Origin of the sequence: Tabrizicola sp. (assembly GCF_030373185.1) — a bacterium.
In the GTDB taxonomy this organism is placed as follows: Bacteria; Pseudomonadota; Alphaproteobacteria; order Rhodobacterales; family Rhodobacteraceae; genus Tabrizicola.
This window is the reverse complement of record NZ_JAUCZH010000005.1, coordinates 1-21,517: the sequence shown is the minus strand read 5'-3', so window position 1 is coordinate 21,517 and position 21,517 is coordinate 1. Positions and strand designations below refer to the sequence as shown.

25 protein-coding genes and 1 pseudogene are annotated in these 21,517 nt (G+C 63.8%); 15 read left to right on the top strand and 11 right to left on the bottom strand.

Features of this window, described 5'->3' with window-relative positions; genetic code table 11:
* Positions 1 to 16: 16 nt before the first annotated feature.
* The 6 genes from QUV21_RS11120 to QUV21_RS11095 are packed head-to-tail and all read left to right on the top strand — an operon-like array spanning position 17 to position 4,578.
* Positions 17 to 736: an ABC transporter ATP-binding protein gene (locus QUV21_RS11120; protein ID WP_300854963.1), complete on the top strand. Its 720-nt coding sequence runs from the start codon at positions 17 to 19 to the stop codon at positions 734 to 736.
* The gene (locus QUV21_RS11115) at positions 733 to 1,446 is read left to right on the top strand and encodes an ABC transporter ATP-binding protein (protein WP_300854961.1); all 714 of its coding nucleotides are present in this window, start codon (positions 733 to 735) and stop codon (positions 1,444 to 1,446) included. Before QUV21_RS11120 ends, QUV21_RS11115 begins: the two co-directional genes overlap by 4 nt.
* Positions 1,443 to 2,306 (top strand): branched-chain amino acid ABC transporter permease, encoded by an 864-nt coding sequence (locus QUV21_RS11110; protein WP_300854960.1) that lies wholly within the window; start codon positions 1,443 to 1,445, stop codon positions 2,304 to 2,306. Before QUV21_RS11115 ends, QUV21_RS11110 begins: the two co-directional genes overlap by 4 nt.
* Before the next feature lie 9 nt (positions 2,307 to 2,315).
* The gene (locus QUV21_RS11105; RefSeq protein WP_300854959.1) at positions 2,316 to 3,365 is read left to right on the top strand and encodes a branched-chain amino acid ABC transporter permease; all 1,050 of its coding nucleotides are present in this window, start codon (positions 2,316 to 2,318) and stop codon (positions 3,363 to 3,365) included.
* A 26-nt stretch (positions 3,366 to 3,391) separates the two neighbouring features.
* Positions 3,392 to 4,231, top strand: a complete 840-nt coding sequence (locus QUV21_RS11100; protein WP_300854957.1) for an intradiol ring-cleavage dioxygenase — start codon at positions 3,392 to 3,394, stop codon at positions 4,229 to 4,231.
* A gap of 14 nt (positions 4,232 to 4,245) precedes the next feature.
* Positions 4,246 to 4,578, top strand: coding sequence for a hypothetical protein (locus QUV21_RS11095; protein ID WP_300854955.1), 333 nt, complete (start codon positions 4,246 to 4,248; stop codon positions 4,576 to 4,578).
* A gap of 18 nt (positions 4,579 to 4,596) precedes the next feature.
* Here QUV21_RS11095 and QUV21_RS11090 read toward each other — a convergent pair whose 3' ends face one another.
* Positions 4,597 to 5,559, bottom strand: coding sequence for a LysR family transcriptional regulator (locus tag QUV21_RS11090; RefSeq protein WP_300854953.1), 963 nt, complete (start codon positions 5,557 to 5,559; stop codon positions 4,597 to 4,599).
* Positions 5,560 to 5,649: 90 nt separating this feature from the next.
* Here QUV21_RS11090 and QUV21_RS11085 point away from each other — a divergent pair, with 90 nt between their 5' ends.
* Positions 5,650 to 6,738: a maleylacetate reductase gene (locus QUV21_RS11085; protein WP_300854951.1), complete on the top strand. Its 1,089-nt coding sequence runs from the start codon at positions 5,650 to 5,652 to the stop codon at positions 6,736 to 6,738.
* A 27-nt stretch (positions 6,739 to 6,765) separates the two neighbouring features.
* Positions 6,766 to 8,523: an FAD-dependent monooxygenase gene (locus QUV21_RS11080; protein WP_300854949.1), complete on the top strand. Its 1,758-nt coding sequence runs from the start codon at positions 6,766 to 6,768 to the stop codon at positions 8,521 to 8,523.
* A 45-nt stretch (positions 8,524 to 8,568) separates the two neighbouring features.
* Here QUV21_RS11080 and QUV21_RS11075 read toward each other — a convergent pair whose 3' ends face one another.
* Positions 8,569 to 9,372 carry an SDR family oxidoreductase gene (locus QUV21_RS11075; protein WP_300854947.1) on the bottom strand — a complete coding sequence of 268 codons (804 nt, stop codon included), beginning with the start codon at positions 9,370 to 9,372 and terminating at the stop codon, positions 8,569 to 8,571.
* 81 nt (positions 9,373 to 9,453) lie between these two features.
* On the opposite strand from QUV21_RS11075, the gene QUV21_RS11070 reads away from it, so the two are divergent.
* Positions 9,454 to 10,257 (top strand): aldolase/citrate lyase family protein, encoded by an 804-nt coding sequence (locus tag QUV21_RS11070; protein ID WP_300854945.1) that lies wholly within the window; start codon positions 9,454 to 9,456, stop codon positions 10,255 to 10,257.
* On the opposite strand, the gene aroC is transcribed toward QUV21_RS11070, so the two are convergent.
* The 5 genes from aroC to QUV21_RS11045 form a co-directional block, all read right to left on the bottom strand.
* On the bottom strand, positions 10,258 to 11,358 hold the full coding sequence (gene aroC / locus QUV21_RS11065) for a chorismate synthase (RefSeq protein WP_300854942.1): 1,101 nt from the start codon (positions 11,356 to 11,358) through the stop codon (positions 10,258 to 10,260).
* A gap of 113 nt (positions 11,359 to 11,471) precedes the next feature.
* On the bottom strand, positions 11,472 to 11,648 hold the full coding sequence (locus tag QUV21_RS11060; RefSeq protein ID WP_300854940.1) for a Trm112 family protein: 177 nt from the start codon (positions 11,646 to 11,648) through the stop codon (positions 11,472 to 11,474).
* Positions 11,645 to 12,316, bottom strand: a complete 672-nt coding sequence (locus tag QUV21_RS11055; RefSeq protein ID WP_300855299.1) for an LON peptidase substrate-binding domain-containing protein — start codon at positions 12,314 to 12,316, stop codon at positions 11,645 to 11,647. Before QUV21_RS11055 ends, QUV21_RS11060 begins: the two co-directional genes overlap by 4 nt.
* Before the next feature lie 27 nt (positions 12,317 to 12,343).
* Positions 12,344 to 13,246, bottom strand: a complete 903-nt coding sequence (trxA, locus tag QUV21_RS11050; RefSeq protein ID WP_300854938.1) for a thioredoxin — start codon at positions 13,244 to 13,246, stop codon at positions 12,344 to 12,346.
* Positions 13,247 to 13,309: 63 nt separating this feature from the next.
* On the bottom strand, positions 13,310 to 13,894 hold the full coding sequence (locus tag QUV21_RS11045) for a DNA-3-methyladenine glycosylase I (RefSeq protein WP_300854936.1): 585 nt from the start codon (positions 13,892 to 13,894) through the stop codon (positions 13,310 to 13,312).
* 117 nt (positions 13,895 to 14,011) lie between these two features.
* Between QUV21_RS11045 and QUV21_RS11040 the strand changes: the two genes are divergently transcribed.
* The 3 genes from QUV21_RS11040 (at position 14,012) to QUV21_RS11030 (ending at position 17,085) form a co-directional block, all read left to right on the top strand.
* Positions 14,012 to 14,875, top strand: a complete 864-nt coding sequence (locus QUV21_RS11040) for an EAL domain-containing protein (RefSeq protein WP_300854934.1) — start codon at positions 14,012 to 14,014, stop codon at positions 14,873 to 14,875.
* Between the two features lie 196 nt (positions 14,876 to 15,071).
* Positions 15,072 to 16,247: an acetyl-CoA C-acetyltransferase gene (locus QUV21_RS11035; protein WP_300854932.1), complete on the top strand. Its 1,176-nt coding sequence runs from the start codon at positions 15,072 to 15,074 to the stop codon at positions 16,245 to 16,247.
* A gap of 112 nt (positions 16,248 to 16,359) precedes the next feature.
* A complete protein-coding gene (locus QUV21_RS11030; RefSeq protein ID WP_300854931.1) occupies positions 16,360 to 17,085 on the top strand; it encodes a beta-ketoacyl-ACP reductase in 726 nt (241 codons plus the stop codon).
* Positions 17,086 to 17,120: 35 nt separating this feature from the next.
* Here the strand turns inward: QUV21_RS11030 and QUV21_RS11025 are convergent, their stop codons facing one another.
* Positions 17,121 to 17,264 (bottom strand): hypothetical protein, encoded by a 144-nt coding sequence (locus QUV21_RS11025; RefSeq protein ID WP_300854929.1) that lies wholly within the window; start codon positions 17,262 to 17,264, stop codon positions 17,121 to 17,123.
* Between the two features lie 222 nt (positions 17,265 to 17,486).
* Between QUV21_RS11025 and QUV21_RS11020 the strand changes: the two genes are divergently transcribed.
* Positions 17,487 to 18,347, top strand: a complete 861-nt coding sequence (locus QUV21_RS11020) for an EamA family transporter (RefSeq protein ID WP_300854928.1) — start codon at positions 17,487 to 17,489, stop codon at positions 18,345 to 18,347.
* A gap of 8 nt (positions 18,348 to 18,355) precedes the next feature.
* Here the strand turns inward: QUV21_RS11020 and QUV21_RS11015 are convergent, their stop codons facing one another.
* The 3 genes from QUV21_RS11015 to QUV21_RS11005 all read right to left on the bottom strand — a co-directional run bounded on the left by QUV21_RS11015 (position 18,356) and on the right by QUV21_RS11005 (position 19,608).
* Positions 18,356 to 18,523, bottom strand: coding sequence for a DUF465 domain-containing protein (locus tag QUV21_RS11015; RefSeq protein WP_300854927.1), 168 nt, complete (start codon positions 18,521 to 18,523; stop codon positions 18,356 to 18,358).
* 96 nt (positions 18,524 to 18,619) lie between these two features.
* Positions 18,620 to 19,378 (bottom strand): methyltransferase, encoded by a 759-nt coding sequence (locus QUV21_RS11010; RefSeq protein WP_300855298.1) that lies wholly within the window; start codon positions 19,376 to 19,378, stop codon positions 18,620 to 18,622.
* A gap of 14 nt (positions 19,379 to 19,392) precedes the next feature.
* On the bottom strand, positions 19,393 to 19,608 hold the full coding sequence (locus QUV21_RS11005) for a DUF2007 domain-containing protein (RefSeq protein WP_300854926.1): 216 nt from the start codon (positions 19,606 to 19,608) through the stop codon (positions 19,393 to 19,395).
* A gap of 99 nt (positions 19,609 to 19,707) precedes the next feature.
* On the opposite strand from QUV21_RS11005, the gene QUV21_RS11000 reads away from it, so the two are divergent.
* Together QUV21_RS11000 and QUV21_RS10995 are read left to right on the top strand one after the other, a co-directional pair.
* Entirely contained in the window at positions 19,708 to 20,715 is a 1,008-nt protein-coding gene (locus QUV21_RS11000) for a polyprenyl synthetase family protein (RefSeq protein WP_300855297.1), read from the top strand.
* Between the two features lie 289 nt (positions 20,716 to 21,004).
* A pseudogene (locus QUV21_RS10995) lies at positions 21,005 to 21,517 on the top strand (hypothetical protein); the annotation flags it as partial.

The following is a 21,517-nucleotide window of genomic DNA, read 5'->3' as shown; positions in this document are numbered from 1 at the left end:
CCGGAAAGCAAGACCCATGTCGATCCTTTCGCTTCAGGCCGTGTCAAAGTCCTTTGGCGCGCTCAAGGTCACTGACGATGTCAGCTTCGATCTGCAACCGGGCGAGGCCCTTGGCATCATCGGGCCGAATGGCGCGGGGAAATCGACGCTGTTCAACCTGATCACTGGCAATATCGCGCCCGACAAGGGCCGCGTCTTTCTGGATGGCCGCGACGTGACCCGTGAACCGCCGATGGTCAGGGTGAAATCTGGCATCGGGCGGTCCTTCCAGATTCCGCAACCCTTCGGGCATCTGTCGGTCTACGAAAACCTGCTGGTCGCCGCGCGCTTTGGCGGCGAGGTGCGGGCGTCAGACGCCCCCGGCTTCTGCATGGAAATCCTGTCGCGCACCGGGCTTTTGCCAGTGGCCGAAAGCCCATCCGGCGGGCTGTCGCTGTTGCAGCGCAAACGGCTGGAACTGGCCCGCGCCATGGCGACGCGGCCTCGGGTCATCCTGCTTGACGAAATCGCGGGCGGTCTGACCGAAGCGGAATGTGGCGAGCTGATCACCACGATCAAGGCGATCCACGCTGAAGGCACCGCGATCATCTGGATCGAGCATGTGCTGCACGCCCTGAACTCGGTCGTCGAACGGCTGATGGTGCTGAACTTTGGCCGGATGCTGATGATCGGCGAACCGGAGGTCGTGATGGCCTCGCCCGAGGTGCGCGAAATCTATCTGGGGATCGAGGCATGACCGCGCTTCTGGGCATCAGCGGGCTAACCGCGCATTACGGGGATTTTCAGGCGCTGTTCGGCGTGGATCTGACACTGGACGAAGGCCAGACCGTCGCCATCATCGGCGCGAACGGGGCGGGCAAGACCACCTTGCTGCGCGCCATTACCGGGGTGGCGAAGGTCACGGCGGGGACTGTGACGCTGGCGGGCGAGGATATCACCCGCCTGCCCGCGCCCGACATCCTGACACGGGGCATCGCCATGGTTCCAGAAGGGCGGCGGCTCTTTCCATCGCTGACAGTGGAAGAAAACCTCATGATCGGCGCCCATGCGCGGCAGGGCAACGGTCATTGGACGCTGGACCGGGTGCAGACCCTGTTTCCCATCCTGAAGGACCGCCGCTACAGCCCCGGCACGGCCCTTTCGGGCGGGCAGCAGCAGATGGTTGCCATCGGCCGGGCGCTCATGTCGAACCCCCGGGTGTTGCTCTGCGACGAGCTGAGCCTTGGCCTTGCCCCCGTCGTGATCAAGGAAATCTACGCCGCTTTCCCGCGGATCAAGGCCAGTGGCACCTCGATCATCGTGGTCGAACAGGACATCAGTCAGGCGCTTCGGGTGGCCGATCAGGTGCATTGCATGATGGAAGGCCGGATCACCCTGTCAGGCCGCCCGGATGAATTGTCCCGCGCCGCGATCCATGACGCCTATTTCGGAGTGAGCCACGCATGATCGGCATCGACACCCTTGCGCAAGGCCTGCTTCTGGGCGGGCTTTACGCGCTGTTCGCGGCGGGGCTTTCCCTTGTTTTCGGGATCATGCGGCTGGTCAACCTTGCGCATGGCGACCTGATCATCCTTGGCGCCTATCTGATCCTGACCATCACCACGGCCACGGGCCTGCATCCGTTTCTGGCGGTGTTTCTGGCCGCGCCGGTGATGTTCGGGTTTGGCTGGCTGTTGCAGACCCATCTGCTGAACCGCGTCCTTGGCCCCGATATCCTGCCGCCACTTCTGGTGACCTTTGGCCTGTCCGTCGTGATCCAGAACGCGCTGCTGGAGGGTTACACCGCAGACAGCCAGAAGCTGAGCGCCGGGCCGATCGAAGCGCAGGCGATGGATCTTGGCGTTGTCACGCTTGGCGTGATGCCGGTGCTGACCTTCCTGTCGGCGGTGGCGGTGATCTTCCTTCTGAACCAGCTTTTCTACCGCACCGCCCTTGGCCGGGCCTTCCGAGCCACATCCGATGACGCGGTGACGGCGCAGCTGATGGGCATCCGCCCCGAACGGGTTTTCGCCATGGCCACCGGCATCGCGCTGGTCGTGGCCACCATCGCGGCGCTTTACCTTGGCACCCGGTCGAACTTTGACCCGTCCATTGGCCCGGCCCGCCTGCTTTACGCCTTCGAAGCGGTGATCATCGGCGGTCTGGGCAGCCTTTGGGGAACGCTTGCGGGTGGCGTGGTCATCGGGATGGCGCAGGCGGTGGGCGCGTCGATCAACCCGGAATGGCAGATCCTGTCGGGCCACATCGCCTTTGTGGTGGTCCTGCTGCTGCGGCCGCGCGGGCTTTTCCCCCGCGCCAATGATTGAGAGGCCAGCATGACCCTGCCCCGCCCCATTGCAATCATCCTTGCCTTTGCCGCGCTGGCAGTCCTTTACGCCATGCCCGCCATCGCCCCGCGCGCCGTGGTGCAAGACCTGTTCGGCATCCTGACGCTCTTGGTGCTGGCGATGAACTGGAACATGCTGGCTGGGTTCGCCGGGCTGGTGTCGGTCGGCCAACAGGCATTTGTCGGGATCGGCGCCTATGCGATGTTCGCGGCGATCATCCTTTACGGGCTTGATCCCTTGATCGGGGTGCTGATCGGAGGCATCGCAGCGGCGCTGTTTGCCGTGCCGATGGCCTTCTTCGCCTTCCGCCTGAACGGCGCTTATTTCGCGATCGGCACTTGGGTCGTGGCCGATATCGCCCGGCTGGCCATCAGCCAGTGGAAGGCACTTGGCGGCGGCACCGGCACCTCGCTGCCCAAGGGAACCACCCGCGACATGTGGGGGGTCGAGGGGATCAAGGACTGGCTTGACGTGTCCAGCGCGGCGGCGGCGGATGCGCTGACCTACTGGCTGATGCTGTCGCTGGCCGTGGTGCTGCTGGTGGCCAGCTATGTGTTCCTGCGGTCGCGGATGGGGCTTGGCCTGCAAGCGATCCGCGACAACGAGACGGCCGCGCGGTCGGTGGGGGTGGACCCGGTGAAGCTGAAGGCGATGGTCTTCCTGCTGACCGCCTTCGGCACCGGGCTTTGCGGCGCGCTGGCCTTCATCCAGATCACCCGCGTCACCCCCGACGCCGCGTTTTCGGTGATCGACTGGACGGCTTTCGTGATCTTCATCACCGTCATCGGCGGTATCGGCACCCTGCCCGGCCCGATTGTCGGCGTGGCGGTGTTCTACGCCCTGCAACGCCTTCTGGCCGATTATGGCACGATCTACCTGATCGTCCTTGGCCTTCTGGGCATCGCGGTGATGCTGTTTGCCCGCCGTGGCCTTTGGGGCATGTTCACCGACCGCACCGGCATCGACCTTTTGCCCCTGCGCCACCGCCCGCCCAAGACCGACGGCCCGCTCCCGACCACCAAACGCCGCACGGCCTGAGCTTCTGCTGACAAAGGATCTGCCCCATGACACATTACTTCTCTGAGGAAAGCTCGGTTCAGACGGTCAACGCCCGGATGGGTGGCGACATCAACCCGCGCATGGCCGAGGTGATGGCCAGCCTTGTCAAGCACCTGCACGCCTTCGCCAAGGAAGTGCATCTGACACAGGCAGAATGGGACATCGGCGTGGATTTCCTGACGAAGACCGGCCAGATCTGTTCCGGCGAGCGGCAGGAGTTCATCCTTTTGTCCGATGTGCTGGGGGTTTCGATGCTGGTCGATGCGATCAACAACCGCCGCCCGCTGGGGGCCACGGAAAACACCGTCTTCGGCCCGTTCCATGTGGCCGACGCGCCGATCCGGGCGATGGGCGACAATATCAGTCTGGATGGCAAGGGAGAGCCGTGCCTGTTCGAAGGCAAAGTGCTGGACCTGCACGGCACCCCGATCCAAGGCGCTTGTGTCGATGTCTGGTCGGACAATGCCGACGGGTTTTATGACGTGCAGCAACCCGGCATCCAGCCAAGGTGGAACAACCGGGGCCGCTTCATCACCGGCAAGGACGGCGCCTATGCGTTTAAGGGGATCAAGCCCACCTCCTACCCGATCCCCGACGATGGGCCGGTCGGCAAGATGCTGGGCCATATGGGCCGCCACCCCTTCCGCCCGGCGCACATGCATTTCCTTGTCACCGCGCCGGGGTTCCAGAAGCTGGTCACCCACACTTTCGTCGGCGACGACGCCTATCTGGAAAGCGATGCGGTCTTCGGGGTGAAGAAATCCCTCGTCGCGCCGTTCGAGCGGCTGGAGGGCGCCGACACCCTGTGGCGCTCGCCGTTCGATTTTGTCCTGACCCCGGCCTGAGCGAGGCGAAGATCATGCCCAATGTGAAGATTTTCGTGGATGACACCCTTTATCCCGGCTGCCGGGACAGGCTGGCCGAGTCGCTCGGGCCGATCCGCGACATGCTGTGCCATGATCTGAAGGTCGATGTGCCGGCCTGCCAGTTTGCCGTGATGCCGGTCTGTGCCATGCCTGACCTGCCGCGCGTGAATGTCGAGATGCAGATCCTGCCCCGCCCCGAACGCACCCGCGACGTGGTGCTGTCTGTCTGCGGCAAGCTGCGCAGCATGGTCGAGGCGGCAACGGCCGCGCATGTGGCGGTGCGGGTCACGGCGCTGGACCCGGAAACCTATATTGCGCTGAAGTAAGGGCGCGCCGCCAAAGGGTCAGCCCCGCCGCTTGGTCACCTGGCTTTCATGCTGGATGCGGGCCTCAAGCAGTTGGAATTCGTCCTTCAGGAACCCCGCGAACAGCCGCAACGACGGGGGCGGCGTACCTCCGTCAAAGGTCAGCATCCCCAGATGCCGGTCCGGATGCGCGATCCTGATCCGCAGGGCATCAAGGCCCGCCGTCTTTCGCGACAGGAACACCACCGAATAGGGCAGCACCGTCAGCGAATCCGATCGCGCCAGCACCGAGATGATCGAGGCCAGCGTGCCACCCGAAAAGCTGACCCGGAAATCCTCTTTGCCGATGGATTTGAGCGCGCGCTGCAAGTCCCGGTAAAGCGGGCTGTCAGGGGGCGGCGCGATCCATGGGTAAGGCTCGATGTCGGCAAGCGTGATCGTCGCTTTCCGCATCAGCGGATGCCCGGCGCGGCAGGCAATCACGTTGCGCCCGGGCAGAAGCGGCACAAAGCTCATGTCTGTGGGGGCCGAACTTGGGTGCAACGGCACGATCGCCATATCCAGCGCCCCGTTGCGCAGTTGTCCGGAAAGCTGGTCGAGATAGCCGTAGGACTGTTCGATCTGCACATCCGGTTGGCGGGTCTGGAAATCCGCGATGAAGTTCGACACCACCCCATCCATGAAGATCGGCGTCCCGGCTATGCGCAGCCGCCCGGTGTGACCCTTGCGGAAACTTTGCACCATGCGGCTGGCCTCAAGGTTCAGCGCATGGATGCGCGCGCCGATCCGGGCAAGGCTTTCGCCCAGTTCCGTCGGGCGCAGGGGCCGCTTTCCCGGCTCGAACAGCGCGGCACCGATCCGGTCTTCCAGAAGGGCCATGGTGCGCGAAACGGATGGCTGCGACTTGCCCAGCGCCTCGGCACCTTCGGTCAGACCGCCCTTTTCGACGATCATGGCCAGAATTTCGAGGTGTTCGCTGTCCAGCTTCATAACGTAAAGCAATATTAGACCTGCGCGATACGATCAATATCCTGATCCATGCGGGCTAAGGTGTTTTCTGACCAAGGATGCTGCAAAAGGGGTGAAACAGGCATGTCGCTGTTTCAGGAAGACTTCACGGCCACCAGTGCCGCCGTCCGCGTGCGCTTTGGTGCCGGCGTCCGGCATGCGGTGGACGAGGAGATGGACCGGCTTGGCCTGTCGCGCGCGCTGATCCTGACCACGCCCCAGCAGGCCGACACCGGGGCCAAGTTCGCCGAACGGCTGGGGGCAAGGGCCGTGGGTGTCTTTTCCGGCGCCGCAATGCATACCCCGGTTCCGGTCAGCGAAGACGCGACGGCCATGGCCATCCGGCTTGGCGCCGATTGCGTTGTTGCCGTGGGTGGCGGGTCAACCACCGGGCTTGGCAAGGCCATCGCGCTCCGCACCGATCTGCCGCAAATCGTCGTCCCCACCACCTATGCCGGGTCCGAGGCAACGGGAATCCTTGGCCAGACCGAAGCCGGGCGCAAGACCACGATCACCACGCCCAAGGTCCAGCCCGAGGTGATCCTTTATGATGCCGAACTGGTGCGCAGTCTGCCTGTGGGCATGACGGTAACCTCGGCGCTGAACGCCATGGCCCATGCCGCCGAAGGGCTTTACGCGCAGAACCGCTCGCCCATATCCAGCCTGATGGCGCTGGAAGGCTTGCGGGCGTTCCACGCTGCCCTGCCCCGGGTGCTGGACAACCCCGATGACCTGAAGGCGCGGGGAGAAACGCTTTACGGCGCGTGGCTTTGCGGCACGGTTCTTGGGCAGGTCGGCATGGCACTGCACCACAAACTTTGCCACACGCTTGGTGGCAGCTTCGATCTGCCCCACGCCGAAACCCATGCCGTGATCCTGCCCCATGCCATCGCCTATAACCAGCAGGCGGCGGCCGGGGAGCTTGCGCCGGTGGCCACGATCTTCGGCGGCCCGGCCCCCGGAAAGGCGTTGCACGACTTTGCCACCCGGATGAAGGCCCCGCTGGCCCTGCGCGATCTGGGCCTGCGCGAGGCCGATCTGGACCGCGCGGCGGATATCGCCAGCGAGAACCCCTACTGGAACCCGGCCCCGGTCAACCGGGCGGGTCTGCGCCGACTGCTTCAGGCGGCATGGGCGGGCGATGCGCCAGCCAGCTGGGATCCGGCCACCTGACAAGAGACCTTCAAGGGAGGAAACCACATGACAGACATCACGACCGAGGTGCTGATTATCGGCACCGGTCCGTCCGGCTCGACCACCGCCGCGCTGCTTTCAACCTATGGCATCCAGAACATGGCGGTGAACCGCTATCGCTGGCTGGCCAACACCCCGCGCGCCCATATCACCAACCAGCGCACGATGGAGGTGCTGCGCGACCTTGGCCGCGAGGTCGAGGACGAGGCCTACATGTTCGCCACCCATCAGGATCTGATGGGCGAGAACATCTTCTGCGAAAGCCTTGCCGGTGAAGAAATCGGCCGGATCAAGTCCTGGGGCAACCATCCCCTGTCCAAGGCCGAGCACCTGATGTCCTCGCCGACACTGATGAACGACCTGCCGCAGACGATGATGGAGCCTTTGCTCTTCAAGACCGCCTGTTCGCGCGGCACGCAGGCGCGGATGTCCACCGAATACCTCAGCCACGAACAGGACGCTGAAGGCGTGACCACCACCTGCCGCGACCGGCTGACGGGCAAGACGGTGACGATCCGGTCGAAATACCTGATCGGCGCGGATGGCGGGAAATCCCTGGTCGCCGAACATGCCGGATTGCCGTTTGAAGGCAAGATGGGGGTCGGCGGGTCGATGAACATCCTGTTTCGGGCCGACCTGTCCAAGTATGTCGCCCACCGGCCTTCCGTCCTGTACTGGGTCATGCAGCCCGGCGCGGACGTTGGCGGCATCGGCATGGGTCTGGTGCGGATGGTCCGGCCATGGAACGAATGGCTGATCGTCTGGGGCTACGACATCAACGGCCCCGAACCGCAGGTGACCCCTGAATTCGCGACCGGCGTCGCACGGCAATTGGTGGGCGATCCGAACCTTGAGATCGAGCTTCTGTCGGCCAACACCTGGACGGTGAACAACCGCTACGCCACCCGCACCGCGCATGGCCGGGTGTTCTGCATGGGCGATGCGATCCACCGGCACCCGCCGTCAAACGGGCTGGGGTCCAACACCTCGATTCAGGATGCGTTCAATCTGGCGTGGAAGCTGGCCATGGTCCTGAAAGGTCAGGCGGGTGAACGGCTTCTGGACAGCTACGACACCGAACGCGCGCCGATTGCCAAGCAGATCGTGACCCGCGCCAACCAGTCGATCGGCGAATTCGGTCCGATCTTCGAGGCGCTGGGCATGTCCGAAGGCGTGGACCCCGAGGAGATGCAGAAGAACCTTGCCGCGCGCACCGAAGGCACCGATGCCGCCGAACGCCAGCGCGAGGCGATCAGGAAGGCGATTGCCTTCAAGAAATACGAATTCGACGCCCACGGGATCGAGATGAACCAGCGCTACCGGTCTGGTGCCGTGGTGACCGATGGCCAGATCGAACCCGCCTTCACCCTTGACGCCGACCTCCACTATCAGCCGACAACCTGGCCCGGCGCGCGCCTGCCGCATGTCTGGCTTTACCGCCACGACAGTGGGGCCGAGATCTCGTCGCTTGACCTTTGCGGCCACGGGCGCTTCACCCTGCTGACCGGTCTGGGCGGCGAGGCCTGGGCCAAGGCGGCGGCAGATGTGGCGCAGGAGTTGGGGATCGAGATCGTCACCCATGTCATCGGCCCGCGTCAGGCCTTTGTCGATCACAGCGGCGATTGGGCGCGCGCCAGTGAAATCGGCGATGGTGGCTGCCTTCTGGTCCGGCCCGACCATCACGTCTGCTGGCGGTCCGAAGCGATTGCCGTCGAACCGAAGGCAGAGCTTGCCCGGGTGCTGCGGCAGGTTCTGGCGCGCTAGGCACGGACCATCGGTCAAGGGGCCATCCGTCCTTTGCGGGTGGCCCTAAAGCGTCATTGGCCCTTTCGGCACCGGCGGCCCGGCCGGGAAGGCGCCCCAGACCGATTGATCAAAGTTCACGATGGACCCGGTCATCAGGCCCGCATCGTCGGAGACGATGAAATTGACCGCCCGCGCCACCTCATCCGGGTCGATCAGCCGCCCGAAGGGCAGTCTGGCGCGCGCCTTCGTTTCCCAGTCGGGATCACCGCTTTCCACCAGTTGCAGCGCGCGTTCATGGTCGGTGGCCATCCAGCCGGGGTTAAGCTGGTTCACCCGGATCCGATTGCCCATCACGGCAAAGGCCGTGTTGGCGGTCAGGGTGGCGAGGGCGCCCTTGGACGAACAATAGGCGCTGATGAAGGGCTGGCCAGCCATGGCCGCCGTCGAGCCGATGTTCAGGATCGCCCCGGCGATGCCGTCCCGGATCATCAGCCGGATCGCCTCTTGCATCAGGAAGAACGGCGCACGGACATTGGTGGCGAACATCCGGTCAAAGAGGTCGGGCGAGGTATCGAGGATCGTCCCCCGGTCGGTCAGCGCGGCGGCATTGACCAGAACGTCGATGCGGTGAAAGCGCCGGTCAGTCTCGACGATCACGCGGCGGCAGTCCTCAACCTCGGCCAGATCGGCGGCAACGAAATGAGCCGGACACGGCAGGCTTTCGGCCACCGCCCGTCCGCGCTCGGCATTGCGGCCCGTGACCACGACCCCCGCCGCGCCCGCCGCTGCCAGCCTGCGGGCAATAGCCGCCCCAAGGCCTTGCGTCGCCCCGGTCACCACGCAGACCTTGCCATCCATCCGGTTCATCCTGTCCCCCTGCCTTACCCGCTGCCTTGCATATCGGCGGGCTTTGCGTCACGCAATGCACGGGGTTGGCAGGAGGATGAAATGACCAAGCTGCGTTCAATCTGGGCCTCGGGCCAGCCGACGATCAACGCCTGGTGTTCCATCGGCAATCCCTTCGTGGCCGAGATCATGGCAGCGCAGGGGTTTGACTCTGTCACCGTCGACATGCAGCACGGCGCGCTGGATTATTCCGACCTTCTGCCGATGCTTCAGGCCATGCGCGCCAGCGGGGCCACGCTTCTGACCCGGGTGCCGTGGCTTGACCCGGCGGCCGTCATGAAGGCGCTGGACGCCGGGGCAGAAGGGATCATCTGCCCGATGGTCAACACGGCAGAGGAAGCGGCACGGCTGGTCAGCTACATGCGCTATCCGCCGCTTGGCACCCGCAGCTTCGGCCCGACCCGCGCGGCCTTTGCCCATGGTGCCGGTTACGCCGCGACGGCCAATGAAACCGTGCTGGCCTTCGCGATGATCGAAACCGCCGAGGGTTTCACCAATCTGGATGAGATCGCGGCGACCCCGGGCCTTGACGGCATCTATGTCGGCCCGGCTGACCTGTCGCTGTCGCTGAGCAACGGCAGGCTCGCCGCCGGGGTGGACCGCGAAGAACTCGAGATCTTGGCCGCCCTCCAAAAGATTGCCGCCGCCTGCCAGGCGCGCGGGATCATCGCCGCACTGCATTGCGGAACGCCGGACTATGCCCACCGCGCAATCGGCTGGGGGTTCCGCATGACTACCGTAGGGGGCGACACGCGCTTTCTGTCGGCGGGGGCGGCCGATGCCGTCGCGGGGTTTCGCAAGTTGACCTTGGGCGCCGCCCCGACGAAAGGGCCGGGCGGCTATTGATCAGCCGATCTGGCCGCGCACGCAGCCGGTCTGGCCCCGGTCCAAGAGCAACTGATCAAGAATCACGCAGGCCATCATCGCCTCGCCCACCGGCACGGCGCGGATGCCGACGCAGGGGTCGTGGCGGCCCTTGGTGACCAGATCCACCTCGCGGCCATCCTGCGTGACGGTCTGGCGCGGCGTCAGGATCGAGGATGTGGGCTTGACCGCAAACCGGCACACCACTGGCTGACCGGTGGAAATCCCGCCCAGAATACCTCCTGCGTGGTTCGACAGATACTCTGGCCCATCCGGCCCCATGCGAATCTCGTCGGCGTTTTCCACCCCGGTCAGCGCGGCGGACGCCATGCCCTCGCCAATTTCGACCCCCTTGACCGCGTTGATCGACATCATCGCCGCCGCAAGGTCGCTGTCCAGTTTGGCATAAAGCGGCGCACCAAGGCCGGGGGGGACACCCTCGGCCACAACCTCGATCACCGCGCCGACCGAGTTGTGCGACAGCCGCAGGTCATCGAGATAGGCTGCCCATTCGACCGCCGCCGCTGCGTCCGGCACCCAGAAGGGGTTGCGTTCGATCTCAGCCGTGTCAAAGCGGCTGCGGTCGATGCCCTTGACGCCCATCTGCACCATGTAGCCGGTGATCTTCAGCCCCGGCACCAAAGCCGCCAGAACCTTACGCGCCACGCCACCCGCCGCCACCCGCGACGCGGTTTCCCGGGCCGAGGATCGCCCGCCGCCACGCGGATCGCGCAGCCCGTATTTCTGGTGATAGGTGATGTCGGCATGACCGGGCCGGAAGCTTTGCGCGATATCGCCATAGTCCTTTGACCGCTGGTCGGTGTTTTCGATCATCAGCTGGATCGGCGTGCCGGTCGTGCGCCCCTCATAAACGCCGGACAGGATGCGCACCTCGTCCGGTTCCTTGCGCTGGGTGGTGAACTTGTTCTGGCCGGGCTTCCTGCGGTCAAGCCACGGCTGAAGATCCGCCTCGGACAGCGCCACGCCGGGCGGGCAGCCGTCTACAGTGCAACCAATGGCTGGCCCGTGGCTTTCGCCCCAGGTGGTGACGCGGAAAAGATGTCCGAAACTGTTCAGGCTCATGCCCGTCCTCCTGCCGATTGCAGTGGCATAAGCGATGCCTCCGCCCCGCGAAACCCGATTCTGATCGCACCCGTCAGCACGCGCGCGTCACGAGGTTCGGCCGATACCCAAGGTCATTCCAGTTCCCGCGCCTCGCTGACCAGCATCACCGGAATGCCATCGCGGATCGGAAAGGCCAGATGCGCGGCCTTGGACACCAGTTCCTGCCGGTCGGCATCATAGGTCAGGACGGCATGGGTCACCGGACAGACCAGCGCCTCCAGCATCCGGCGATCTGCCGGTTCGCTCATTGCATGATCTCCTCATCCGCGCCGCCGCGCAGGGCAAACTCGATCAGGGTGACCAGCGTTTCGCGCCGGGTATCCAGGGTGGGCGCCTCCAGCAGAGCCTGCTTGTCTTCGGGAGAAAACGGGCAAAGCATGGAAAGCGAATTGATCAGCAGTTCCGCCTCGGCTTCCTTCAGGCTTTCCCAATCGGTTGACAGGTTCATATGTGAAAAATAGCGGCCAAGCAGCGTCATGAACTCCTGCCGTCGGAAGCCGGGGTCGTCTTCTGTCGGGCCAAGGTCGCGCGCGAAAGGCCCCCAGTCGACAAGACAGCGCCGGTAGGGCGTAAAGCCCTGAACCTCTTCCTTGACGCGAAACCGCGAGGCACCCGACAGCGTGATCATGTAGCGCCCGTCTTCGGTTTCTGAAAACCCGGTGATTCGCCCGGCGCAGCCGATGGCCTGAAGCCGCTTTTCGGTGGCCCCACTTCCCGAGCCCCGCCTTTCGGACTGCGGTGTCTCGCGCGGCTGGATCATCCCGATGAGGCGATGCCTGGTCTTGAGACAATCCTCGATCATCGCAAGGTAGCGCGGCTCGAAAATGTGCAGTGGCAACCGCGCCCGGGGCAGCATGAGCGCGCCGGGCAGCGGGAAGACCGGAATGATATCCGGCAGGTCGGCTTGGTTTATCATGGCCATGGACCTAGCCCGCCCGAAGCATCAGGCAAATATCATCGACGAAAGGCGGCGGCGGCCAGACAGGACGATCGGGTCTTGCGGCTTCAGCGCTTCGAAGATGGTGAACAGCTGGGTGCGGGCGGCCCCATCATTCCATTCGCGATCACGGCGGAACAGTTCAAGCAACTGGTCCACGGCCTCGGCCGGGTTGTCAGCGGCCAGAAGGGCGGCGGCAAGATCAAAGCGGGCCTGATGATCCATCGGGTCGGCCTCGACGGCGGCACGCAATTCGGCCTCGGGCCCGGCATTGGCGGCCTGACGGGCCAGTTCCAGCTGTGCGCGGGCCGCGTCCAGTTCCTTGGCCTTGGCGATGGCAGCGGGGGCGGCGGTCAGCAAGCCCTCGGCCTGATCCAGATTGCCCAGCGCCATCTGTGCGCGCACAAGGCCACCGTAGGCGGCGGCATTTTCCGGGTCTTCTTCAAGAATGGCGGCGAAGGTCTCGGCGGCATCGACAGCGGCACCTTCGGTCAGCATGTCTTCAGCAGCCGCGATGGCATCGGCAAGACCGCCATCCCCGGCAAGAGCCGACACCCGGTCGATAAAGGCCTTGAGTTCCGAAGCAGGCACGGCGCCCTGAAACCCGTCAACCGGCTGACCCTGCCAGAAGGCAAAGACAGTCGGGATCGACTGGATCCGCAACTGCCCCGCGATACGCTGGTTCTGATCGACATCGACCTTGACCATCTTCACCTTGCCGCCGGCAGCAGTCACCGCCGCCTCCAGCATCGGCCCCAGTGTCTTGCACGGACCGCACCATGTGGCCCAGAAATCCACGATGACCGGCACCACCTGACTGGCCTCGATCACGTCGGCCATGAATGTGGCTTCGGTGGCGTCCTTGACCAGATCGCCCTGCACTTGCGGTTTTTCGCCCAGACCCAGCATGACACCCCTCATGTAGAAGTTTCGCCATATATGGCGATTGCGCCGCCAAAGGCCAAGGGGCGATCAGGCAAGTCCGGCAATCTCGTCGTGCTTTGGACAAGTGACCAGATGGTCATTCACCATGCCCGAGGCCTGCATGAAGGCATAGGTGATCGTGGGGCCGACAAAGTTGAACCCCTCGCGCTTCAAGGCTTTGGACATCGCAAGGGATTGGGCAGTCTGGCCCGGAACCTCGGCCATCCGTGCCGGGCGCGGCTGGAGCGGCTGGCCTCCCGTGAAGGACCACAGAAAGGGGGAGAACCCCACGGCAGCCTCGATCCGCAGGAAGGCCTCCGCGCCACGGATGGTGCTTTCGATCTTGCCGCGATGCCGGACAATCGCGGGATTTTCCAGAAGACGCGCCACCTCGGCCTCGGTCCAGCCAGAGATGGTTTCAGGGTCAAAGCCATGGAACGCCGCCCGAAACCCGTCGCGTTTGCGCAAGATCGTGATCCAGGAAAGACCAGCCTGAAAGCTTTCAAGAATCAGCAGCTCGAACAGCTTGCGCGGGTCGCGCTCCGGGCGACCCCATTCGTTGTCATGGTAATTCACATAGATCGGATCAGAGCCGCACCATGGGCAGCGATTGGAAATATCCGTGTCTTCCATGGGATGCTTCCTTTTCCGGCATTGCAGACAATTGGAACAAAATGCGAATCTTAGGGATTCGTTTAGCCTTGCCCGGATAGGTTGTCATCAGGGATCCACCGCCCCGGGGGTAAGCGCATGAGTTTCATGAAGGACCGCAGGACGTCGAAGTTCGACCGTGACCCTGCGCTTGCCAGCCCGCTTGACGCTGCCATTTCCGCGCAGGATCGCGAAACGCTGGCGCTGGTAGACTCGGCCCTGAAGGCGCGTCGGATGCGGCTGGCCTTTCAGCCGGTGGTCTATGCCGCTGATCCCTCGGTGATCGGATTTTTCGAAGGCTACATCCGCCTCTTGAACCTGCGCGATCAGGTGATCCCCGCGCGCGACTTCATGGCTGCGGTCGAACAGCGTGAACTGGGCCGCGAGATTGACTGTGCAGCCTTGCGGATGGGGTTGATGGCGCTTCAGCGCAATCCGCAGATCCGGGTTTCGGTGAACATGTCGGCGCGGTCGGTCGGCTACCAGCCCTGGGTGACGATCCTGCGCAAGGCCCTGCGGGAATCGCCCCGACTTGGCTACAATCTGATCCTTGAAATCAATGAGGCTTCGGCGCTGCAAGTGCCTGATGTGCTGAAGCCTTTCATGTCTGAAATGCGCGATCACGGCATTGTCTTTGCGCTGGATGATTTCGGCGCCGGGATGACCTCGCTGCGCCTGTTGCGCGAACTGCGGTTCGAAATCGCCAAGATCGACGGGGTTCTGGTCCGAGAGGTGGACCGCTTGCCAGATCAACAGGCGCTGGTGCGCGCGGCCATCGCCATGGCACAGGAAATGGGCATGTATGTCGTCGCCGAAGAGGTGGAGACGGAGGCTGAGGCCAACTGGCTGCGCGAAGCCGGCGTGGGGTGCCTGCAAGGTTACTTGTTCGGTGCGCCGACCGTGACACCGGACTTCCGCGCTTTTCGCCATGGCCGGCCAGTGCTTTCGGACGGCGCCGGCTGACAGGGTGAACAATCGCCCCTGGGTTGCCCCAATGAGCTTGCTGGGTTGCCCGGCCACATGGAAGCCCTCTCGGGGCTAATTTGGTTGCGCCAACATTCTTGCGCTTGCGACAATCGCCGTTTAGGGCATGGATTGAAGCGGCGCGGCCCTTTCGCGCCATCAAGGCAATGCTCGGGCGCAGTGGGAGAAAATTCAGATGACCAATGTCGTAATCGTGGCGGCGGGCCGGACCGCCGTTGGCAGCTTCAACGGTGCTTTTGCCAGCACTCCGGCGCATGACCTTGGCGCTGCCGTGATCGAGGCCGTGGTCGCCCGCGCGGGCGTTGACAAGGCCGAGGTCGAAGAAACGATCCTTGGTCAGGTGCTGACCGCAGGGCAGGGCCAGAACCCGGCGCGCCAGGCCCATATCAAGGCCGGCCTGCCGAAAGAGGCAAGCGCGTGGTCGCTGAACCAGGTCTGCGGGTCAGGTCTTCGCGCCGTGGCCTTGGGCGCACAGCATGTGCAACTTGGCGATGCGCGGATCGTGGTCGCGGGCGGGCAGGAATCGATGTCGCTGTCGCCCCACGTGGCGCACCTGCGCGCCGGGCAGAAGATGGGCGACCTCAACTTCATCGACTCGATGATCAAGGACGGCCTCTGGGACGCCTTCAACGGCTATCACATGGGCCAGACCGCGGAAAACGTTGCAAACCAGTGGCAGATTTCCCGCGACATGCAGGACGAATTTGCGCTGGCCAGCCAGCAAAAGGCCGAAGCGGCGCAAAAGGCCGGCAAGTTCAAGGATGAGATCATCGGTTTCACCGTGAAGACCCGCAAGGGCGATATCCTTGTCGATCAGGACGAATACATCCGTCACGGTGCGACGCTGGAAAGCATGCAGAAACTGCGCCCGGCATTCACCAAGGAAGGCTCGGTTACCGCCGCGAACGCATCGGGCCTGAATGATGGCGCGGCAGCGGTTCTGCTCATGACGGAAGAAGAGGCTGCCAAGCGCGGGCTGAAGGTTCTGGCCCGGATCGCCTCTTACGCGACGGCCGGGCTTGACCCGTCGATCATGGGCGTCGGCCCGATCCACGCCAGCCGCAAGGCGCTTGGCAAGGCCGGCTGGAAGGTCGGCGATCTGGATCTGGTCGAGGCGAATGAGGCCTTTGCCGCGCAAGCCTGCGCTGTGAACAAGGACATGGGTTGGGATCCGTCAATCGTGAACGTGAACGGCGGCGCGATTGCGATCGGACACCCCATTGGCGCCTCGGGCTGCCGGATCCTCAACACGCTCATTCACGAAATGGGGCGGCGCGACGCGAAGAAGGGTCTGGCCACGCTGTGCATTGGCGGTGGCATGGGCGTTGCGATGTGCCTTGAACGTGCCTGAGGCTTTTTGACAAAGGCGAGGGCTCGGGCGCGCAATAATCTTGCGCGCCCGATTTCGTTTCGGTAACAGGATTTCAACGGCATACGAAAGCATACGTCAGGAGGAGGACAGAATGGCAAGGGTTGCACTGGTCACGGGCGGGTCGCGCGGCATTGGCGCGGCGATTTCGGTGGCACTGAAGGCGGCGGGATACAAGGTTGCGGCAAACTATGCCGGCAATGACGCCGCCGCCGAAGCCTTTACGAAGGAAACCGGAATCCCGACCTACAAATGGTCGGTCGCGGACTACGACGCCTGCGCTGCCGGCATAGCCAAGGTCGAGGCCGAGGTTGGCCCGATTGATGTGCTGGTGAACAACGCCGGCATCACCCGCGATGCGATGTTCCACAAGATGACCCCCGGCCAGTGGAAAGAGGTGATCGACACCAACCTGACCGGCCTTTTCAACATGACCCATCCGCTTTGGGGCGGCATGCGTGACCGGAAGTTCGGGCGGGTGATCAACATCTCGTCGATCAACGGGCAGAAGGGCCAGGCCGGGCAGGCCAACTATTCGGCGGCAAAGTCGGGCGACCTTGGGTTCACGAAGGCGCTGGCGCAGGAAGGCGCGCGGGCCGGGATCACGGTGAACGCGATCTGCCCGGGCTATATCGGCACCGAAATGGTACGGGCCATCGACGAAAAGGTTCTGGCCGAGCGTATCATCCCGCAAATCCCCGTCGGCCGCCTTGGCGAACCGGAGGAGATTGCCAGGATCGTGGCATTCCTTGCCTCGGACGACGCGGGGTTCATCACCGGATCGACCATTTCCGCCAATGGCGGGCAGTTCTTCGTCTGATAGCCTGGGGGGTCGCCCGGTCAGGGTGGCCCCGCTCAGGCCTGCACGGGAAGCGCTGCCTTCTTGCGACGAAACAGGTTGAAGAAGCGGTTCAGCAAATCTGCGGTTGCCTCAGCCCGCATGGCTTTGGCGCGAAGGATGATTGCCTCATAGTTCGCGCCTGGATCGAGATCGTTCATTGGACATCTCCTGATCGGAAAGTCCCCCCCTGCTGGTAAAGATGCGCCAAAGCGGCATCTTCGGCAAGGTCAACATCCATGACCTTTCAGCAACCCCGCCCTGCGTGTGCTGCATCCGACGGCCGGTCGGAAATCGAATCCCTGTCCGTTCAGTGGACTGGACGCGGTGCTGCGGTTGATGCAGGAACCGGATTGAAAAGTCGGCCGCAAGAAAGACAGGCAATGACAAAAGCCAAAGCCACCGCCACGGGTTTCACGGCGGTCTTGATGTGGTCGCTTCTGGCGCTCTTCACAATCGGATCGGCCCCGGTGCCGCCGTTCCTGCTGAACGCGCTTTGCTTTGGCATTGGCGGGCTGATCGGGCTGGCTTGGACGGCACGGCAGGGCTTTGGCGTGCTGCGGGGTATTGACTGGAGAGTTTACGCTTTCGGGACAATCGGACTCTTTGGCTACCATTTCCTCTATTTCACCGCCTTTCGGCTGTCTCCGACCGCTGAAACCGGGCTGATTGCCTATTTGTGGCCGCTGTTCATCGTGCTGTTTTCTGGCCTTTTGCCGGGAGAAAAACTTCGCGCGCCGCATGTGATTGGCGCGCTGATTGCTTTTGCCGGTGCTGCGGTGATTGTCCTTGGGCGAGATGACAATGGCGCAGGCTCTGCCGTCGGGCTGACGCTCGCCTTTCTGTGTGCGCTGACCTGGGCCGGCTATTCGGTCTTGTCGCGCCGGTTGGGCAACGTGCCGACCGAAAGCGTGACGGTCTTCTGTCTGGCCACCGCAACCCTGTCTGTGCTGGCACATCTAGCCCTTGAGGAAACAGTCTGGCCGGCGGATGCGATGGGCTGGGGTGCCGTACTGGCCCTTGGCGTCGGCCCGGTGGGCGCCGCGTTCTTCACATGGGACATCGGAATGAAGCGGGGCGACATTCAACTTCTGGGTGTCGCATCCTATGCGGCACCGCTGTTGTCGACGTTGGCCCTGGTGGCCGTTGGAATTGCCCAGCCAAGCTGGGCCATCGCGATCGCGGCGGTCTTGATCACGGGCGGTGCGGCACTGGCCGCGCGGGCCAGCGCCAATCGGGGATGATGTGTTGATTAATGCTGGGCCAGACGCGCAATCTCTTCCTTGATGCGCAGTTTCTGTTTCTTGAGTTCGGCAATCTTCAGGGCATCTGAAGCGGGGCTGCGCTGAGCCTTTTCGACCATTTCGGAAAGCGTGTCGTGCTTCTTGCGCAGTTCTACCAGATGCGATGCGATCGTCATGGTCGTCCTCCTTGGTTGCCTACAAGGGAAGTCCACCACGAAAGCTGAGTCGTGTCACCCATTGTTACGGGGATGTGACAGAATGATCCGAAGAATTCACCGAAAACGCGCCAGAAGATCCGCGCCCTCACGCAGGATGGCATTGGCCTCTGGCGTATAGCTTTCGCGGTCGCCGTCATGGGCGGGGCCGTGGTGGATGACCAAGGGTGCCAGCAGACGAAAGGCCGCCCGCCCGCCCTTGCGCGCCTGAAACAGGATGCGCAGCGCCGGGCGCCCGTCACGCGGGGCAAGCGGCAGAACGGCGGCGGACCCAAGCTTGCTGCCCATTGCCCCCAGAACCTGCGGCAGGCCATCGGCCCCACAGATCAGCGTCAACCAGCCTCCGGGCCGGAGGCGGCGGCTGGCGGCTGCCACCCAGTCGGCCAGCGGCGTCTCAACCTGCATCGCCCGCGCCCGGCCGGGAACGGGCGACGGGCTGCCACCGGGCGGATAGTAGGGCGGGTTCGCGATCACATGGTCAAAGTCCTTGCGGATGGCTGCCGGCATGCGGGCGAGATCACCCTCATGCACCTCGACCGGGATCGCGTTGCGCTCCGAATTGCGGCGGGCAAGGTCGGCATAGTCGGGCTGAAGCTCCAGCCCCTCCAGGCGCACCCCCGGCACCCGCAGCCCAAGGCAAAGCGCCGCCGCCCCCACGCCGCACCCAAGGTCAAGCACCGACTCACCCGGTTTTGCAGGACAGGCCGCCGCCAGCAGCACCGGGTCGGTTGCCGCCCGATAGCCCTTGATCGGTTGCAACAGATGCAGGCGGCCGCAGAGGAATTTGTCATCCGAAAGCTCGTCATCGCTGAACATCGCGGCAGGGATGCTCATCGGCTTATCGGAACATCATTGTCGCGCATGATTGCACTGGCGCGGAAATGATCCCGGTCCGCGACCATCAATCGCTGCGGCAGGATACCAAGGCTTCCGTCAAGGATGCTCATGTGGACGTCCAGCGGAAAGGCGGCTATACCCTCGCCCTCAAGAAGGACCGTCGCAAAGGCGATCACAGTCGGGTCGGTCGTGCGCAGAAGTTCCTTCATGGCATGGAGTTAACTCTGACCCGGCGGTCGGGGCAAGGGCTGCGACTGGCTGGGACAGGTTGACCGGAAATGGACGGGGCAGGAATGGACGGGCCGGGAATGGACGTGGTGGACGAAGCAGGGGCGAAGGCGCCACAGGACCGGCTGGCCGCTTGGCTGGCCGAAGACATGGCGGCCGTGAACCTGCTGATCCGCGAACGGATGGCGTCCAGGCATGCCCCGCGCATTCCAGAGGTGACGGCGCATCTGGTGGAAGCCGGGGGCAAGCGCCTGCGCCCGATGCTGACACTCGCAGCGGCGCGAATGCTTGGCTACGCCGGCAAAGATCATCTCAAGTTGGCCGCGACGGTCGAATTCATCCACACCGCCACGCTTTTGCATGATGACGTGGTGGATGAAAGCCAGCGCAGACGGGGCCGGCCGACGGCCAACCTTCTGTGGGACAACAAGTCATCCGTTCTGGTGGGCGACTATCTGTTCTCGCGCAGCTTTCAGTTGATGGTGGAAACCGGCAACCTGCGGGTTCTGGACATTCTGGCCAACGCCTCGGCAACAATCGCGGAAGGCGAGGTGCTGCAACTGACCGCCGCGCAGGATCTGCGGACAGATGAACAGGTCTATCTGCAAATCGTGCGCGGCAAGACGGCGGCGCTGTTTTCGGCCGCGACCGAGGTGGGCGGCGTGATTGCCGATGCACCCGAGGACCAGGTGCGCGCGCTTTTTGATTACGGCGACGCGCTTGGCATCGCATTCCAGATCGTTGATGACATCCTGGATTACGGCGGCACTGCGGCAACCATCGGCAAGAACACCGGCGATGATTTCCGCGAACGCAAGCTGACGCTGCCCGTCATTCACGCCGTGGCCCGTGCCACCCCAGAGGAACGTGCGTTCTGGGTTCGGGTGATCGAAAAGGGCGACCAGCAAGACGGTGACCTTGAACGTGCCATGGCGATTCTTGCAGAGCATGGCGCAATCGAACATGCCCGCGACACGGCAATGGCCTGGGCCGGGCGCGCGCGGGAAGCGCTTTGTCACCTGCCAGAGAGCGAACTTCGGTTGTTGCTATCCCAGCTTGCGGACTATGTTGTCGAACGGGTTTCGTGACTGGTTTCAATCAACTGGAACCGTGAAATGACCGAAATGGGATCACTTTTTGGCCAAAGTCTATGTATAAAAAATGTATAGGATAAAGAACAAGGATTGATGACGCAGGCCCGATTGTCACGGAAAACGGCGGTCCAAAACCGCAGGGCAGCAGGGCAAGAGCAGTCGACAGGACGTTCGGTCAGGGCCTCGGGTCCGGCGGCGTTCTTGCTGGACAAGGCTCTGGACGGTCAGCGACAATCCGGATCGGTGTGAAGCCTGCATGGTTCGCAGGGCGGGAGTGTGGATGATGAGCTTTTTCGATTGGCTGTTGCGTCGAAAACCGAAAGGGCGGTCTGGCAGTGCCAAGTTCCGCGGGTCCGAGACTGAACAGATCAAGGCCACAAAAGCCGCGATCAAGCAGGTTGCGGCTGGCGAAGGGCCTGCCGACGGACGCTTTCCCAAGCTTGCAGACGCCTCGCCCGAGGTGCTGACGCGCACGGCCACAAGTGCGACCGTTGCAAAAGACGGTCCCGCCCCTGCTGTGAATATCTGGGACATGGAGGCCGAGCCGGACTCTGCAAAGCCCGCCCCGCCGGCTCCGGAGCCCGCAGCAGACCATGGCCCCCGGCGCCGTTCGACCCGCACCCGGACGCGCGTCCTTGGGTTTGAACCGCAACCGGCGGCCGTCGTGCCGCTGTTTGACGAAGGCCGGATGGGCGATGCGGGCCTGCCAGGAACCAAGTCGAACGTGGTGATGTATCCGACGGGCTGGCTGGTGGTAAAGCAGGGCGCCGGTCGTGGCGCGGCGTTCCCGCTTGGA

Excerpts from the sequence above, each read along its gene's own strand:
- QUV21_RS11000 (WP_300855297.1), top strand. The coding sequence starts at position 19,708 with ATGGACGTGGTGGACGAAGCAGGGGCGAAGGCGCCACAGGACCGGCTG.
- QUV21_RS11035 (WP_300854932.1), top strand. The coding sequence starts at position 15,072 with ATGACCAATGTCGTAATCGTGGCGGCGGGCCGGACCGCCGTTGGCAGC.
- QUV21_RS11110 (WP_300854960.1), top strand. The coding sequence starts at position 1,443 with ATGATCGGCATCGACACCCTTGCGCAAGGCCTGCTTCTGGGCGGGCTT.
- QUV21_RS11085 (WP_300854951.1), top strand. The coding sequence starts at position 5,650 with ATGTCGCTGTTTCAGGAAGACTTCACGGCCACCAGTGCCGCCGTCCGC.
- QUV21_RS11105 (WP_300854959.1), top strand. The coding sequence starts at position 2,316 with ATGACCCTGCCCCGCCCCATTGCAATCATCCTTGCCTTTGCCGCGCTG.
- QUV21_RS11010 (WP_300855298.1), bottom strand. The coding sequence starts at position 19,378 with ATGTTCAGCGATGACGAGCTTTCGGATGACAAATTCCTCTGCGGCCGC.
- QUV21_RS11020 (WP_300854928.1), top strand. The coding sequence starts at position 17,487 with ATGACAAAAGCCAAAGCCACCGCCACGGGTTTCACGGCGGTCTTGATG.
- QUV21_RS11045 (WP_300854936.1), bottom strand. The coding sequence starts at position 13,894 with ATGGAAGACACGGATATTTCCAATCGCTGCCCATGGTGCGGCTCTGAT.
- QUV21_RS11025 (WP_300854929.1), bottom strand. The coding sequence starts at position 17,264 with ATGAACGATCTCGATCCAGGCGCGAACTATGAGGCAATCATCCTTCGC.
- QUV21_RS11005 (WP_300854926.1), bottom strand. The coding sequence starts at position 19,608 with ATGAAGGAACTTCTGCGCACGACCGACCCGACTGTGATCGCCTTTGCG.
- QUV21_RS11075 (WP_300854947.1), bottom strand. The coding sequence starts at position 9,372 with ATGAACCGGATGGATGGCAAGGTCTGCGTGGTGACCGGGGCGACGCAA.
- QUV21_RS11030 (WP_300854931.1), top strand. The coding sequence starts at position 16,360 with ATGGCAAGGGTTGCACTGGTCACGGGCGGGTCGCGCGGCATTGGCGCG.
- QUV21_RS11120 (WP_300854963.1), top strand. The coding sequence starts at position 17 with ATGTCGATCCTTTCGCTTCAGGCCGTGTCAAAGTCCTTTGGCGCGCTC.
- QUV21_RS11060 (WP_300854940.1), bottom strand. The coding sequence starts at position 11,648 with ATGAGCGAACCGGCAGATCGCCGGATGCTGGAGGCGCTGGTCTGTCCG.
- QUV21_RS11080 (WP_300854949.1), top strand. The coding sequence starts at position 6,766 with ATGACAGACATCACGACCGAGGTGCTGATTATCGGCACCGGTCCGTCC.
- QUV21_RS11055 (WP_300855299.1), bottom strand. The coding sequence starts at position 12,316 with ATGATAAACCAAGCCGACCTGCCGGATATCATTCCGGTCTTCCCGCTG.
- QUV21_RS11115 (WP_300854961.1), top strand. The coding sequence starts at position 733 with ATGACCGCGCTTCTGGGCATCAGCGGGCTAACCGCGCATTACGGGGAT.
- QUV21_RS11070 (WP_300854945.1), top strand. The coding sequence starts at position 9,454 with ATGACCAAGCTGCGTTCAATCTGGGCCTCGGGCCAGCCGACGATCAAC.
- QUV21_RS11095 (WP_300854955.1), top strand. The coding sequence starts at position 4,246 with ATGCCCAATGTGAAGATTTTCGTGGATGACACCCTTTATCCCGGCTGC.
- QUV21_RS11040 (WP_300854934.1), top strand. The coding sequence starts at position 14,012 with ATGAGTTTCATGAAGGACCGCAGGACGTCGAAGTTCGACCGTGACCCT.
- trxA (WP_300854938.1), bottom strand. The coding sequence starts at position 13,246 with ATGCTGGGTCTGGGCGAAAAACCGCAAGTGCAGGGCGATCTGGTCAAG.
- aroC (WP_300854942.1), bottom strand. The coding sequence starts at position 11,358 with ATGAGCCTGAACAGTTTCGGACATCTTTTCCGCGTCACCACCTGGGGC.
- QUV21_RS11100 (WP_300854957.1), top strand. The coding sequence starts at position 3,392 with ATGACACATTACTTCTCTGAGGAAAGCTCGGTTCAGACGGTCAACGCC.
- QUV21_RS11015 (WP_300854927.1), bottom strand. The coding sequence starts at position 18,523 with ATGACGATCGCATCGCATCTGGTAGAACTGCGCAAGAAGCACGACACG.